The sequence below is a fragment of the Massilia niastensis DSM 21313 genome, assembly GCF_000382345.1.
Classification (GTDB): domain Bacteria; phylum Pseudomonadota; class Gammaproteobacteria; order Burkholderiales; family Burkholderiaceae_D; genus Telluria; species Telluria niastensis.
Genome location: NZ_KB908100.1, coordinates 23741 through 38858, shown reverse-complemented (window position 1 = coordinate 38858; position 15118 = coordinate 23741). Strand labels below are relative to the sequence as shown.

Annotated in this window: 10 protein-coding genes; 8 read left to right on the top strand and 2 right to left on the bottom strand. The window is 60.6% G+C overall.

The window, feature by feature from the left end; genetic code table 11:
* Positions 1-79: 79 nt before the first annotated feature.
* Positions 80-1717 (top strand): ATP-binding domain-containing protein, encoded by a 1638-nt coding sequence (locus H162_RS0115730; RefSeq protein ID WP_026354701.1) that lies wholly within the window; start codon positions 80-82, stop codon positions 1715-1717.
* Between the two features lie 21 nt (positions 1718-1738).
* On the opposite strand, the gene leuA is transcribed toward H162_RS0115730, so the two are convergent.
* A complete protein-coding gene (leuA, locus tag H162_RS0115725) occupies positions 1739-3421 on the bottom strand; it encodes a 2-isopropylmalate synthase (RefSeq protein ID WP_026354700.1) in 1683 nt (560 codons plus the stop codon).
* Between the two features lie 562 nt (positions 3422-3983).
* On the opposite strand from leuA, the gene H162_RS0115720 reads away from it, so the two are divergent.
* The 3 genes from H162_RS0115720 (at position 3984) to H162_RS31045 (ending at position 6099) form a co-directional block, all read left to right on the top strand.
* Positions 3984-5081 (top strand): NHL domain-containing protein, encoded by a 1098-nt coding sequence (locus H162_RS0115720; RefSeq protein WP_020654435.1) that lies wholly within the window; start codon positions 3984-3986, stop codon positions 5079-5081.
* A gap of 78 nt (positions 5082-5159) precedes the next feature.
* Positions 5160-5783, top strand: a complete 624-nt coding sequence (locus tag H162_RS33265) for a hypothetical protein (RefSeq protein ID WP_084677032.1) — start codon at positions 5160-5162, stop codon at positions 5781-5783.
* Position 5784: 1 nt separating this feature from the next.
* A complete protein-coding gene (locus H162_RS31045; protein WP_020654433.1) occupies positions 5785-6099 on the top strand; it encodes a hypothetical protein in 315 nt (104 codons plus the stop codon).
* 39 nt (positions 6100-6138) lie between these two features.
* Here the strand turns inward: H162_RS31045 and H162_RS0115705 are convergent, their stop codons facing one another.
* Entirely contained in the window at positions 6139-6768 is a 630-nt protein-coding gene (locus tag H162_RS0115705; protein ID WP_020654432.1) for an NUDIX hydrolase, read from the bottom strand.
* A gap of 457 nt (positions 6769-7225) precedes the next feature.
* On the opposite strand from H162_RS0115705, the gene H162_RS0115700 reads away from it, so the two are divergent.
* The 4 genes from H162_RS0115700 (at position 7226) to H162_RS31035 (ending at position 15107) form a co-directional block, all read left to right on the top strand.
* Positions 7226-7882 carry an MEDS domain-containing protein gene (locus H162_RS0115700; protein ID WP_026354698.1) on the top strand — a complete coding sequence of 219 codons (657 nt, stop codon included), beginning with the start codon at positions 7226-7228 and terminating at the stop codon, positions 7880-7882.
* Positions 7883-7898: 16 nt separating this feature from the next.
* A complete protein-coding gene (locus H162_RS31040) occupies positions 7899-10334 on the top strand; it encodes a hybrid sensor histidine kinase/response regulator (RefSeq protein WP_020654430.1) in 2436 nt (811 codons plus the stop codon).
* A gap of 99 nt (positions 10335-10433) precedes the next feature.
* Complete coding sequence (locus H162_RS0115690; RefSeq protein WP_026354697.1) at positions 10434-11720, top strand: MFS transporter; 1287 nt, start codon at positions 10434-10436, stop codon at positions 11718-11720.
* A gap of 180 nt (positions 11721-11900) precedes the next feature.
* Entirely contained in the window at positions 11901-15107 is a 3207-nt protein-coding gene (locus tag H162_RS31035) for a DUF3427 domain-containing protein (protein WP_040787553.1), read from the top strand.
* Positions 15108-15118 lie beyond the last annotated feature (11 nt).

Sequence of the window (15118 nt, the reverse complement as noted above, 5' to 3'; positions counted from 1 at the left end):
TGTTCGCCAATGGTGTGTGTATATTCTGCAAACAGCTTTACAATATTTCTACCTTATACCTCGCACCCTTGGGCGCTCCATGGCATATATCCATCCAGCCGGCTGGCGTGAGATGTCCGTCACCGGTGCAGCGGCTCGCGAAATCGAAACCCTGGCCTTCCTCGACCAGCGGCTGGCGGATGCGCCTTACCACATCTACCACGGGGTCCACTGGACCAATGTCGAGCAGGGCTTCTCCGTGTATGGCGACATCGACTTCATCGTGGTCGCGCCCAACGGACGGATGCTGGTCATCGAACAGGTGGCGGGTTTCCTGAACGAGACCAGGGATGGACTGGTCAAGAGCTACCAGGGCAGGCCGCGCAAGATCCGCAACCAGATCCTGGCGACGATCGAAGGGCTGACCAAGCGCTACACCGGCGAGCTGTCGATCGACTACCTGCTGTACTGCCCGGACTACATCGTGCGCGACCAGCAGCTGGCCGGCATCGACCCGCGCCACATCATCGACGCGACCAACAAGCCGGCCCTGGCGAGGGTGATCCGCGAGACGCTGCCGCTCACGCCGAAGACCGAGGAATTCGACAAGGTGACGCGCTTTCTCGGCGATACGCTGAACCTGCGGCCCGATCCGAGCTCGATGATCGGCCACGCGGTCAGGATGGTCACGCGCCTGTCGGGCGGCCTGACCACCTGGGCGCGCCGGCTCGACTTCACCCCGTTCCGGCTGCACGTGGTGGGCACGGCGGGCAGCGGCAAGACCCAGCTGGCGCTGGCCGAGTACACGGCGGCCGTCGACGCCGGCCTGCGTCCGCTGTACGTCTGCTTCAACCGGCCGCTGGCCGACCATATCGAACGCCTGGTGCCGGCGGGCGGGCGGGTGGCGACCTTCCACACGCTGTGCGACGCCTGGCTGCGCGCGCAGGACGTCACGCCCGACTATTCCTCGCCCGAGGTCTGGACCATGATCGAGGAATCGCTGGCCGCGGCCGAGCTGCCGGAAACCTGGCAGTACGACGTCGTCATCGTCGACGAGGGCCAGGACTTTTCCGCGATCTGGCGCGACATCGTGCTGCGCATGCTGAGGGAGGGGGGCCGTGCGATCTGGCTGGAGGATCCGGACCAGAACCTGTACGCGCGCGAGATGGTTGCGCTGCCGGGCTGGGTGACCCTGCATTCGACCACCAACTACCGCAGCCCGCGCCAGATCGTCGACATGCTGACCTCGATCGGCGCGGCGCATGAGCCGGTCGAAGCGGGCAGCCCGTTCAAGGGCGCGGACATCGAGGAGCTGACTTATCCGGAGGGCGACACGGAAGCGATGCTGTCGCAGACCCGGCGCGCGGTGACGCTGTGCCTGGCCGCCGGCTTCGGGCGCCAGGACATCGCGATCTGCTCGTTCCGGGGACGGGAGAAATCGACGATCCTGAAACTCGACAAGCTGAGCGACGCCCACACGCTGCGCTCGTTCACCGGCGCCTACGACCTGTTCGGGAACCCGATGTTCCGCGAAGGCGGCCTGCTGGCCGAATCGGTCTACCGCTTCAAGGGCCAGTCGGCCCCCGCGCTGATCTTCACCGAGATCGACTTCGAGGAACTCGACAACCTGTCCCTGCGCAAGCTGTTCGTCGGCATGACGCGGGCCAGGCTGAAACTGGTGCTGGTGATGAGCGAGCGCGCTTCGGTCCAGCTCCTCGACCGCATCAGCGGGCGCTGAGGCGGTCGAAAAGCTTCGGCTTTACGCCGCCATCGCTCCGGCATCCTCGCCGGCCGCCGCCACATGGCGGTTGACGGCCGACAGCACCGACTTGAACGAGGCCGTCACGATATTGCTGTCGATCCCCACGCCGAACAAGGTCGGTCCATTCCCCACGCGCAGTTCGACATAGCACGCCGCCTTCGCATCCGCGCCCATGCCGATCGCGTGCTCGTGGTAATCCATCAGGCGGATATCCAGCCCCATCGCATTGACGAAGGCATCGATCGGCCCGTTGCCGCGTCCCTTGAACACCTGCGGCGCATGATGGCGCGCCACGTTCACCTCGAGCTGCACGTCGTGCGCGCTGTCCTCGGTCATGCGGTGCGCCTCGTAGTGGTAAGGCACGTCCTGCTCCAGGTATTCGCGCTTGAACAATTCGTGCAGGTCGCTGGCGGCGATCTCGCGGCCGCTCTCGTCGGCCAGGCGCTGGACGGCGCGCGAGAACTCGATCTGCAGGCGGCGCGGCAATTGCAGGCCGTATTCCTGCTCCAGCAGGTAAGCCATGCCGCCCTTGCCGGACTGGCTGTTCACGCGGATCACCGCGTCGTAGCTGCGGCCCAGGTCGGCCGGGTCGATCGGCAGGTAAGGCACTTCCCAGATCGCATCCGCCTTCTGCTGGGCGAAGCCCTTCTTGATCGCGTCCTGGTGCGAGCCCGAGAACGCGGTGAACACGAGGTCGCCCGCATACGGATGGCGCGGGTGGACCGGCAACTGGTTGCATTCCTCGACCAGCTGGCGCACCGCGTCGATGTCGGAGAAGTCCAGGCCCGGATTGACGCCCTGGGTGTACAGGTTCATCGCGAGCGTGACCAGGTCGACGTTGCCGGTGCGCTCGCCATTGCCGAACAGGCAGCCTTCGACGCGGTCGGCGCCGGCCATCACCGCCAGCTCGGCGGCGGCGACCGCGCAGCCGCGGTCATTGTGCGGATGGACGCTGATGATCAGGGACTCGCGGCGCTCGAGGTGGCGGCACATCCATTCGATCTGGTCGGCGTACACGTTCGGCGTGCTGGCTTCCACGGTGGAAGGCAGGTTGACGATCATCGGACGTTGCGGGGTCGGCTGCCACACGGCGCTGACGGCGTCGACGATCTGCTTCGAGAAATCGAGCTCGGTGGTCGAGAACGATTCCGGCGAATACTCGAGGCCCCAGTCGGTCTGCGGATGCTGGGCGACCAGTTCCTTGATCAATTCGGTGCCCTTGACCGCGATCTGCACGATCTCGTCGCGCTCCATGTTGAACACCACGCGGCGGAACACCGGCGCCACCGAGTTGTAGATGTGGACGATGGCGCGCTTGGCGCCGGCGGCGGATTCCACGGTGCGGCGGATCAGCTCTTCGCGCGCCTGGGTGAGCACGATGATGGTGACGTCGTCCGGAATGTGGCCGTCGTCGACCAGCATGCGCACGAAGTCGAAGTCGGTCTGCGAGGCGGACGGGAAGCCGACCTCGATCTCTTTCACGCCGATCTTCACCAGCATCTGGAAGAAGCGCAGCTTCTTCTCCGGGCTCATCGGCTCGATCAGCGCCTGGTTACCGTCGCGCAGGTCGGTGCTCATCCAGATCGGCGGACGGGTGATGGTGCGGCTCGGCCACTGGCGGTCGGCCAGCTGGACGGCGGGGAAGGGACGGTATTTGGCGGCGGGGTTCTTCAACATGATCGGTAGCTCCTGATGGGGTGGTCACAAGACGGCCTGATGGCCTGGGTGGCTGCGGCTGCCGGGCGGGCCACGAAACGCTAGGCCCGGCAACCGATCGGTAGCTTTAGCAGCAGGCGAAACGTCGCCTGCGAGCCGACCGCCAGGACGAACCCGGTATGGAGAAGCGATGGTGCGGATGATGGAACAGTGAACATCGGTGCAAATCCCTGGACTGCTGAATGGGGCCGGCAAAGAGCCGGAACGTACGGCGAAGGATTACGCGCGTAGTAGCAGCGCTGCCAGCGATAGCGCGCCGGCGGCAGGGAAGGAAATCGACAGATGCAGTGGAAAAGACATAATTTCGACTTTAAGGAAGAGCGTGCCGTATGTCAAGCGAAAAATTGTGCACTGCGGCGAAGAAAATGCGGAAAATGCGACAGGCAGCTCCTGGCCGCCAGGCTGTCGGACGGACGCGACGCGGCCTTGGCCATGGCCTCAGTTTATGCGGACGCCATGGCCGGATGCAGCCGCCGGCGGGCCCATACGTGCTAGCATTTGTGGCAACATGTTCTGGAGATGCTCCATGAAACGCAGTCCCGTCACGAACGCTTCCCGGCTCCGCGTGCGAGCCCTTGCCGCATCGGCGCTGCTGCTGCTCTGCACCGCGTGCGGCTTCGAGCACACTGCCGACGACGATGACGATGACGACTCGGGACAAACGGGGAACATCGCGATCCTTGCGGGGGATGCGACACAGGAAGGCAGCACGAACGCCACCGGCGCGGCGGCGCGCTTCAAGGCCCCGCGCGGCATCACCATCGACGCCAGCGGCAACCTGTACGTCGCCGACACCGGCAATTTCACCATCCGCAAGATCACGCCCGAGGGCGTGGTGACGACCCTGGCGGGTACGGCCGGGCGCGGCGAATTTGCCGAGGGCAGCGGCAGCAGGGCGCGCTTCCTCAACCCGGTCGCCATCACCATCAATGCGCAGGGCACGCTGTTTGTCGCCGATAATCTCCGCATCCGTAGCGTCAACTCCAGCACCGGCCTGGTGAGCACCGTCACCGAGATCCCGGTGGGGACGAATGTCGATGCGCGCAGCATGAACGCCGTCCTGCCGGGCGCGATCGCCGTCGATGCCAACGGCAACCTGTATGCGACCAACGGCTATGGCACGCGCCAGATAACGGCGTTCGGCACCACGATGCTCGAAGGCGATGCGACGCAGAACGATCTGTTCGGCACCCGGCTGTTCACGCCGCGCGGCGTGGCGGTGAATGGTAGCGGCACTGTCTTCGTGTTCGACCTGGAGCGCAAGATCAGCCGCTGGACGCCCTCGGGCGTGCTGGGATCGGGGAATTTCGAGACCCTGGCCGGCGCACCGAACACGAGCGGCTCGGCCAACGGCACCGGCGCCGCGGCCCGCTTCAGCCAGGTGGTCGCGCTGACGCTCGACGGCCAGGGCAACCTGTACGCGGCCGACAACGGGAACAACCTGGTGCGCAGGATCACGCCGGCCGGTGTCGTCACGACCGTCGCGGGGGTCTCGGGCGCCGACGCACTGCGCACGGGCGCGCTGCCGGGCAGCCTGGCGGAGATCCGCGGCATCGTCTCGGACGGCAATGGCAATCTCTACGCGACTTCCGGCAATGCGGTGGTCAAGATCACCCTGGAGTAAGCCGGATAGTTTGCCTTGGCGCAAATGCTGCAGGTCCCAGCCGGGCTTTAATTGAGCGGTTCTTCCAAGGGGGACCGCATGAATTCAGGGCAAAGCACATCACTTTCCGGCGCGAGCCGGCGGAAAGCGGAGGACAGCGGCGTGACATGGGTGGCACGGTTCCCGGCCAGTCGCTCGCTCAGCGATTTACGCAGTCCTTTTCGGGGCCGGGTCGAGGCATTCGTTGGCGCCATGCGCAACGCGGGCGCGACGGTGGTGGTGAATGGCACGCTGCGCGACCGGCGCCGTGCCTACCTGATGCATTGGTGCTGGCGGATCGTCAATGAACACATCGATCCGCAGAAGGTCCCGCTATCGGATGAGGTCGAGATCCGCTGGGCCCACCTCGACCAGTCCGGGAAGGTCGCATGCACCGCATCGATGAATGCGGCCAGGGACATGGTCAACGCCTTCGGCTTGAGCCGGCTCGGCGTTGCGCCATCGCTGAGCTCGCGCCATCTCATCGGCTGTGCAATCGATATGTCGATCAGCTGGACAGGGCCTTTGTCGATTGCGGACCACGACGGCAAGGTCGTGAACATCGCGACCGCGCCATGGACCGGGATGAACCTGCGGCTGCAACGCGTGGGGGAGGGCTACGGCGTCATCAAGTACAAGCGCGGTGGCCGGGACGAGCCGCATTGGTCGGATACGGGAGCGTGACATGCAGATCAGAGCCTGGGCATGGCTGGTGCTGTTCGCCGCGCTGCCATTGCGTGCGGCCGTCACACTGCCGGCCGATGTGGAGCGCTTCCTCGAGCAGCGCGATACCTGCGAGCATTTCCGTGGCGAGATTCCGGAACCGCAGGAAGTCGAGCGGATGAAGGATGTGAACCTCCAGATCGACAGGTACTGCCGCGGAACCGATCGGCGGCTGGCTCGCCTCAAGAAGAAGTACAGCAGGAATGCCGCCGTCAGGAGACGGCTGGATGGATACGAGGCGAAGATCGAACCCGCGCCGGAGCATCAACGCAGGTAGTGCCGTTCCCGCGTGTTGCGTCTCGACCCGGCGCCGGCGTTACAGGCGCTGGAGCGCCGCCAGCAGTGGCAGATCGTTCGCATGCGTCAGCATCCTCGGCAGGGCCGTGGGAGGAACGAGATGCACGGCCTGCGATTCCCAGCCCATCGATGCAGGCGTCCCGCCGACACGTTCCGCCAGGTAGTAGCGGGTATAGGTCAGCGTGCGGCTCGCATCGGCCAGCCATGCCTTGATCCGCACCTTGAGTCCCGATTCTTCGAACGCTTCCCGGATCGCCGTGGCCTGGAGGTTGACGCCGCTGTCTATCCGCCCCTTGGGCAGGGTGACGGCATAGCCACCGAATCCATTCGAGGGAGATACCAGCCAGATGCGCCCGTCCGGCTCCCGGATGGCGACGCCGGCGGCCGCGGCCTTGCCGGGTGGGATGACAAATGCCGGTTCATCGAGGGGGATTTGTCCTTCCACCTTGTCCCAGTCTTCATTGCTGCTGGGGGCATCGCGCCACTCGTCGAAAGGAAGTCCGTTCAGGGTTGCCGGCAGCAGTCCGCCTGGAATGACGGTGGCGATGGCGTTGCTGTCAATCCAACTGCTCAGTGGCGTGGGATGACTTGGCTTGTGCAGTATGACCGGATGGCCATGGTCGTTGGGTTTCAGGTGGTAGACGGTCATGGAGCTAGAGTGCGCGAAGAATGTGCAAGGCGTTTGTATTTACTTTGAACAACGAAGCGCTTATTACGCATCAATTACGCATCATTCAAGCATGTTACGACAATTTTGCAAGGACACAACGCTGGCTCATGTAGAATGGACCGATGGTCAAAAGAGTCTTGCTTGTTGACTATTTGTTGCTTGATGTGAGTTGACGCGGCGTGTACTGCCAAGTTGCAGCGAGACCACGAAATCCTTGAACGACATCTTCTTCATATCCTTCCTGTCTGACAGTGCGGTTTCGTGGTGCGTGAGCCGCTAGCCAGTGCCGTTCACCGCATCCCCACTGGTTTCGGGCTTGCTGCGGCCAGCAGTCATCTGCTGGAAGCCGCAGCCGACCAAGCCTGGAATAAATTGCATTTCAGTAAAAAAACAGGCCTGGAATACGCTCTTGGTCTTTTAACTATTGGTAATCCATATGTCAATCGTAAAGAAGCCTGTGAACCTGGCCGGTTCTTCCCTCACCCACTCTTGTCATGCCTGCGCCTTTTTTCATTCCAAGGAAGAAGAGTATCGTGTGCTCATGCCTTTCATCAAGGAAGGATTCGAGGAGGGGGATCGCGCCTTCCACATCGTGAACCCTGACTATCGCGCTTCACATCTGGAGCGCCTGGAACGGGAGGGCATCGATACAGCCGCAGCTGAAACGCAGGGGCAGCTCGAAGTGCGGACCTGGGGAGAAACCTACCTGCAGGATGGCCATTTCGACCAATACCGCATGATCGCTACCCTGCTGAAAATGATTGCTCCGGACAACGCACCTCCCGGAAAAATGTCGCGCAATATCGCCAGTATGGCGTGGGCGCTTGAAGACCGGCCCGGCGTTAACGATATCGTCGAATACGAAGCACGGCTGAACCAGGCGCTTCCTGAACAGCATGATCCCGTGGTCTGCACCTATGACCTGTCCCAGTTCGATGCCACCGTCGTGATCGATATCATGCGCACCCACCCCATGGTCATCATTGGCGGCATTCTTCAAGAGAACCCGTTTTTCATTCCGTCTGAACAAATGATTCAGGAACTAGAGGCGCGGAAAGCATCAGGCGATATCCGTCCTGGCGTGACCGAGTAAAGCTGTATCGACCGGTATGCAGACTCCAGAAAAACACGGTTCAGAGATAGACGGCCTGCGGCAAACCACACGCGATCTCGTCGCCATGACGACCTTGCCGGCTATCTGGGGCGACCTTCCTCCCAACGGCGTGATCGAGAGTCTGTCCAGCGTCCTGTTGAAAACGCTGGACCTTGACCTGGCCTATATCCGCTTGCCCGGCAGCGCCGACACCGGCGCGATCGAAGTCATTCGCAGCAGGCGGCAGGGTGCTGAAGCATTGTTCCTCCCCGCGGCACGGGCAGTGCTGGATAGCGTCACGGCACAGTGCAACGCACATGAGCCGGCGACGATGCTCCCGCCCTGCGGCCAGGGGCAACTGCGCGTCAGCATTGTCCGCTTCGGCATCACGGGCGATATCGGCACGATGCTGGTCGGCTCCCAGCGGCCTGATTTTCCATCCGAGAATGAGCGCCTGTTGCTGGGAGTGAGCGCCAACCAGGCAGCCGTCGTATTGCAGCGCCACCTGGCCGAGCGCGCACTCAAGCGCAGCGAGTCGCGCTTCCTGAACCTTGCGGATGCAGCGCCTGCAATGCTCTGGGTAACCGAGCCGGATGGCAGCTTCTCATTCATGTCTCGCGGGTGGCATGAATTTACCGGACAAAGCAACGAGGACGGCCTGGGTTTTGGCTGGACCGCGGTCATTCACCCGGAGGAGCGGGACGCGGCGAAAAAGGCCTTCCTGGATGCGAACGAGCGAAAAAAGGAGTTCAGCCTCGAGCACCGGGTCTTGCATGTGGATGGAAGCTACCGCTGGGTCATCGCTACGGGGCGCCCCAGGTTTTCCGCTGCCGGAGACTTTCTCGGTTTCGTCGGCAATGTTCTCGATATCACCGATCGCAAGCGGACGGAGCAGACGCTTCATGAGACGCGCGAGATGCTTTCCGCAGTATTCGACGCACTGCCGGTCGGCGTGGCGGTGGTGGATCAGGGGGGCAAACTGCTGCTTTCCAATCGGGAGATGGATCAATACTTGCCCACCAGGGTCTTGCCGTCACAGGAAGACACTTGCCATGGCCGATGGCAGGCTTTTCATGCCGACGGCCGCCCTTATTCGTGCCAGGACTTCCCGGGCTCGCGTGCATTGCGCGGTGAGCGGGTTGTGCCGGGCATCGAAGCGCTCTATGAAAAAGATGACGGCGGTGAGATCTGGACGCAAATTGCCGCGGTGCCCCTGAAGGACTGCGATGACGTGCCCAATGGCCAGGTTTCCATTGTGACGAACATCGATGCCTTCAAGCGTACCGAAGCGACGCTTCGCCTGGCCGAAGCGAAGCAGCGCGCCCTGTTCGATGAGGTCGCCAAATCAAACAAGAACCTGAGCGAATTCCTGGCTGTCCTTGCGCATGAATTGCGTAATCCGCTGGCCCCCATTCTGACCGGTCTCGAAATCATGCGCATGCGCTCCGACAGTCCGGAAACCGTCGTGAACGTGAGAGGAATCATCGAGCGCCAGGTAAAGCAGCTGTCGCATTTGATTAACGACCTGTTGGATATTGCCCGCGTAACTAACGGAAAAGTCGACATCAAGAAGGAAGCTGTCGACCTGAAATCCATCGTTTCCCACGCCGTGGAAACCAGTCTTCCCTTGATCGAAAAAGGCGGTCATGCGTTCAGCCTGAATCTGCATGCCGGGCCGCTTCCGGTCGACGTGGACGCCGCGCGCATTGCCCAGGTGGTCGGCAACCTGCTGACGAATGCGGCGAAATACACGCCACATGGCGGCAAGATCACCCTGGCTGTCGTGCAGGACGGCGACGAGGCAGTTATCTCGGTCACCGATAACGGCATAGGCATTCCTGCGGAATCGCTGGAATCGGTGTTCGATATGTTCAGCCAGGTCGGACGCAACATGAATCACTCCCAGGGCGGCCTGGGTATCGGACTGTCGCTGGTGCGCCAGCTCGTCAGCCTGCACGACGGCACGGTCGCGGCAATCAGCGAAGGCGCGGGCAAGGGCAGCACCTTCGTTGTCAGGCTGCCGATCGACTTGGCCAATGCGGCTTCCTGCTCGGGTCCCGACGCATCCGAAGCTGCTGCCAGGACAGGGAAAACCTTCCGCATCCTGGTCACGGACGACAATGTGGATGCAGCGCGGACCTTATCCTCACTGCTGGAGATGTATGGCCACGATCTTCGGATGGCACACGATGGACAGCATGCGCTGCAGATCGCGGAGCAATTTCATCCGGATGTAGTCTTCCTCGATATAGGGATGCCGGGTATGACGGGCTACGAAGTGGCGCATCGGCTCAGGAAGATCGAGGGCATGGATCGCAGCATCATCGTCGCAGTGTCGGGATGGGGCGCGAAGGATGACCTTGCCCGTTCGAGAGAAGCCGGATTCGACATGCATTTCACTAAACCGGTCGCGCCGTCGCGCGTCAGCGATTTCCTGAATCTGCTGCATTGACTGCTGAAGAGGCAAAGGAGTGCGCCGGGTGTTCAGGGTCGAGGTTTCAGCGATCAGAATTTCTTTCTCCCTGGCATATTCGTTTGGTACGATCCTGAAATGATCGATATCTCTTCCAACGAACCTACCCCTGCGCGCATTCGTCGTCGTCAAACCCTGGCGCTGGTGCTGCTGGTGGTTACCGGCGTCATCAATTACCTGGATCGCGCTACCCTTGCAGTCGCCAACGAGTTCATTCGGGCAGACCTTGGCCTCTCGCTTGGCCAGATGGGCTTGCTGCTGTCGGCGTTCTCATGGAGCTATGCGCTATGCCAGCTTCCGGTCGGTGCGCTGGTCGACAAGGTGGGGCCACGCTGGCTTCTCGGCATGGGCCTGGTGCTGTGGTCAGTGGCGCAGGCCGCGGGCGGACTCGCAGCGACCTTCGGCTACTTCGTGATCGCACGCATCGTGCTCGGCATCGGCGAGGCGCCGCAATTCCCGGCGGCGGCCCGGGTCGTGAGCAACTGGTTCCCGCTGCGTGCACGCGGCACGCCGACGGGCATCTACAATTCGGCTTCGCCGCTGGGCGTCGCGCTCGCTCCACTCTGCCTGTCCCCCCTGATCGCCGCGACGAGCTGGCACTGGGCCTTCTTCATCACCGGCGCACTCGGGCTGGTGGCGGCAGTCGTCTGGGTGGCCCTCTATCGCGATCCGGTCCGCGAGCAACTGTCCGAGGCCGAGCGCGCCTACCTCGACGCGGGCCAGGCAGCCGAGGCCGCGCCGACAACGAGCTTTGCGTCCTGGCGCGCGCTGTTCCGGCACCGCGCCACCTGGGGCATGCTGCTCGGCTTCTTCGGCTCGGTCTACCTCAATTGGGTCTACCTGACCTGGCTGCCAGGCTATCTGCGGACCGAGCGCCATATGGACCTGGCGCAGTCCGGGGTGGCGGCCTCCATTCCCTTCTTTTGCGGCTTCGCCGGCGCCCTGGTGGCCGGCTGGGCCTCCGACCGCGTCACCCGGCATGCGAGCTCGCCGGTGTCCAGCCGCCGCAATGCGGTGGTGGTATCCATGCTGGGCATGGTGGCGTTCACGATTCCGGCGGCACTGGTCGAGAGCAATACGGTGGCCGTGGCCTGCATCGCGATCGTCATCTTCCTCGCCAACGCCTCGTCCGCCTGCTCCTGGTCGCTCGCCACGGCGGTGGCGCCGCGCAGCCGCATTGCATCGCTCGGTGCGATCCAGAACTTCGGCGGCTTCCTTGGCGGCGCGCTCGCGCCGGTCCTGACCGGCTACATCGCGCAGACCTGGTCCTTCGTGCCGGCCTTGCTGACCGGCGCCGGGATTGCCTTCCTCGGTGCGATGTCGTACCTGTTCCTGGTTGTACGGCCCATCCAGGAGCAGGACTGACGAAAAAAAAGCCAACCTCGGCGGTTGGCTTTCTTTCCTGCCTGTAGCGCGAGCATTCACTCGCCAGGCACCGCAATTGATCTCACAACATGGGACGAGACTCGCTTCCCTATACCTAGGATTTCTTGCTTAGTCTCATTATTCTCGAGCTATACTGGTTTTTTGTCAGCTCGATATCCAATGCCGCAATCTTTGAATGATGGACTGTACGACCAGCTTCTTACTGACGAGTTGGTCGAAGAATTGGGTCAGCACTACCATACAGATCATTACACATTCACGGAGCTGGACGATGGAAGTACGGCTCGGCGTCTAGCAGAAGCACTCGCTGATCAGCTTGCTAATGTGCTTGACGAGCTCATCCCGACAGGCCCAGACCATGCTGAAGCAAGAGGCAAAGCTTCCCGTGCTAAGGCGCAATTAGAGTTGGTGAACGCCTTGCTCGTTGAGCTTCGACAGAGGCTAGCGAAACAGTACCCGGATCAAAGCTCTAACTCGAACATTCGTCTTCTGGCAGCACCGGCACGGACTCTTACTGCAGTTCACCGTACCCGAACTGCACCAGCCTTTCCTGAAACCGGGATCATCTCACCCTGGCTATTCACTGCGGCCAAAGCATCCCCTGCATTGTTGACTGAGCTGCGTCATGAGCTTGCCAGCAGTAATCGGGTCAACATCTTGATGAGCTTTATCACAGTGTCCGGGATCCGTAAAATCCGAGACATCTTGCAGCATATTACGGCTTTAGATGGAGCGGGGCGGACGCAGACCAAACTCCGCATCCTTACGACTACCTATATTGGCGCCACAGAGGCACAGGCGGTTGATGAGCTAGCCAGATTGCCTGAATGCGAGGTGCGCATCTCTCTTGATGGACGTCGTACTCGTCTTCACGCCAAGGCGTGGATATTTGAACGCGATAGTGGATTTGGTACAGCCTACGTCGGCAGCGCCAACCTCACGCAAGCTGCGCTAGCAGGTGGATTGGAATGGACCGTCAAGTTTACAGAACGCGGTCAGGGAGCCATGTTCCAGCAAGCTCAAGCGCACTTCGAAACCCTCTGGCATGACACCGAGTTTGTGTCGTATGACCCGAACCAAACCGAGCACCGCGATGCTCTAGAGCGCGCTATCGCAAAGGAAAAGAATGGTGGGAAGCTTGCACAGCCTGACAATGTGCTTAGTTTTTTTGATATCACTCCGAAAAACTACCAGCTAGAAATGCTTGAGCAGCTACAGGCCGAGCGCGAACATCAGCGAATGCGTAATTTGGTTGTGGCAGCTACCGGTACGGGCAAAACTGTCGTTGCTGCATTCGATTACCAGCGCCTATGTACGCAAGTCGGCGGTTATCCTCGTCTCTTGTTCATTGCGCACCGAATCGAAATTCTGAACCAAGCTTTACGCACCTATCGCGAAGTGTTGCGTGACCCCAGCTTTGGTCACGTACTGAGTGGAAGCACTCAGTTGGGTAACGCTGATCATCTATTCACAACGATCGAGAGTCTCCATAGCAATGATCTGCTGACACGCTACAGTGAAACCTATTGGCATACGGTCGTGTTTGATGAATGCCACCGTATTGCGGCTGCGAGTTTTGACGTTGTTGCAAGGCGGGTAAAGCCAACGATCTTGCTGGGTCTTACCGCTACACCTGAGCGAAGTGATGGGAGGCCGATTACACCCTATTTCGATTCCCGACCGGACGGAAGACCGGCGGTTGAACTCAGGCTGTGGCAAGCACTGGATCTTCAATTGCTCGCCCCTTTTGAGTATTTTGCGTGCGACGATACCACTAATCTTCGTGAGGTTCCGTGGAGACAGGCTGGCGAAGCCGCTTACCTTGATAAGGTTTTGACAGGGAATGACGTTCGCGCTCGATTGATCATTAACGAATGGCGTCGCTTGTGCGTATCGCCGCGCCAAAGTAAAGCCATTGCGTTTTGTGTCAGTGTGGCGCATGCGCAGTTCATGACCACACAGTTCAACAAGGCAGGTTTTCCAGCACTCTGCTTGACGGGACAATCAACGCAGGCAGAGCGTGAGGCAGCTCCGCTAGCGCTCGCCAAAGGCGAGATATGCGTATTGGTGACAGTAGATCTGTTCAACGAAGGCGTCGATATTCCAGTAGTGGATACCTTGCTGCTTCTTCGACCAACGCAAAGCCCGGTCCTGTTTCAGCAGCAAATCGGACGTGGACTACGCCTGTCGAATGGCAAAGAGAGCTGCTTGATTCTCGATTTCGTAGGTCAGCATTCGACGAATTTTCGCTTTGATCACCTGCTGGGTCAGATTACAGGTCTGAGCCGACGTCAGTTGATTGAAGGTGTAGAGAATGGCTTTAGCCAGCTACCTACCGGCTGTTATATCCAGCTGCAACAGTGTAGCCGTGAGCAAATACTGAACAATTTGCGCAGGCTCGTTCAGCAAAACTGGTTGCGCATGACCACTGAATTACAAGCATATGCGAGCTTGAAAGGAGCTCAGAACGTTACGCTTGCTGGATTCCTGCATGATCAAGCGCTCAGTGTGGAAGACGTTTATAGAACTTCGGGAAGTAGTGGCTGGACTTCCTTGCGGCGTGCGGCGGGGCTGATCGTGAGTGACACAGGCCCGGAAGAAGAGTATTTCGGTCGCCGCTTCTCGGCGCTTCTACATTCCAATGATCCTGAGCAGATCGCCCTGATGGCGAAGCTCCATTCATCATCGTTGGATGAGCTTGATCATGGTCCTGAAGATGCGCTGCGCTTGCAAATGCTGGCTTATCAAACCGATGGCACTGCTTCACGAGTTGGAACAGGTCGCAATTTTGCGCAGCGTTTGAAGAGCAATCCTCATAGTGCCGCTGAGCTGGCGGAGTTGGCACAGGTACTTGGAGCGAACGCATTGCCGAAGCCGGTACCACTGCTGGGCTTGGAGTGGTCATCACTTCGTCTGCACGGCCATTATCGTCTTAATGAGATTCTCACCGCTGTCGGCTTTTTGACCTCGGAACGTCGGCCTTTCTTCAACACTGGGGTGTTGCGCTTGAAGGAACGAAAGGTTGAACTGATGTTCGTGACGCTGGACAAGCGGAGCGGTTTTCACGAAACCATCGCCTATCATGACTATGCGTTGAGTCATGAACTCTTTCACTGGCAGTCACAAAACAGTACGGCGCCGTCGACGGGCATCGGGCAGCAATATATTCGTAGTGTGGGCGAACAACCGAACGGCTGGGAATTCCAGTTGTTTGTTCGGGTCGACCAAGACACCCCGTATCTAGCCTGTGGTCCCGTGAAATTCCAGGAAAGCCATGGTGAACGTCCTATGAACATCATTTGGAAACTCGAAGTGCCTTTACCTGCGGCGGCCTTTAGCCAGTTCAGTGTATTGCGAGCTGCGTGAATTCAGTGATA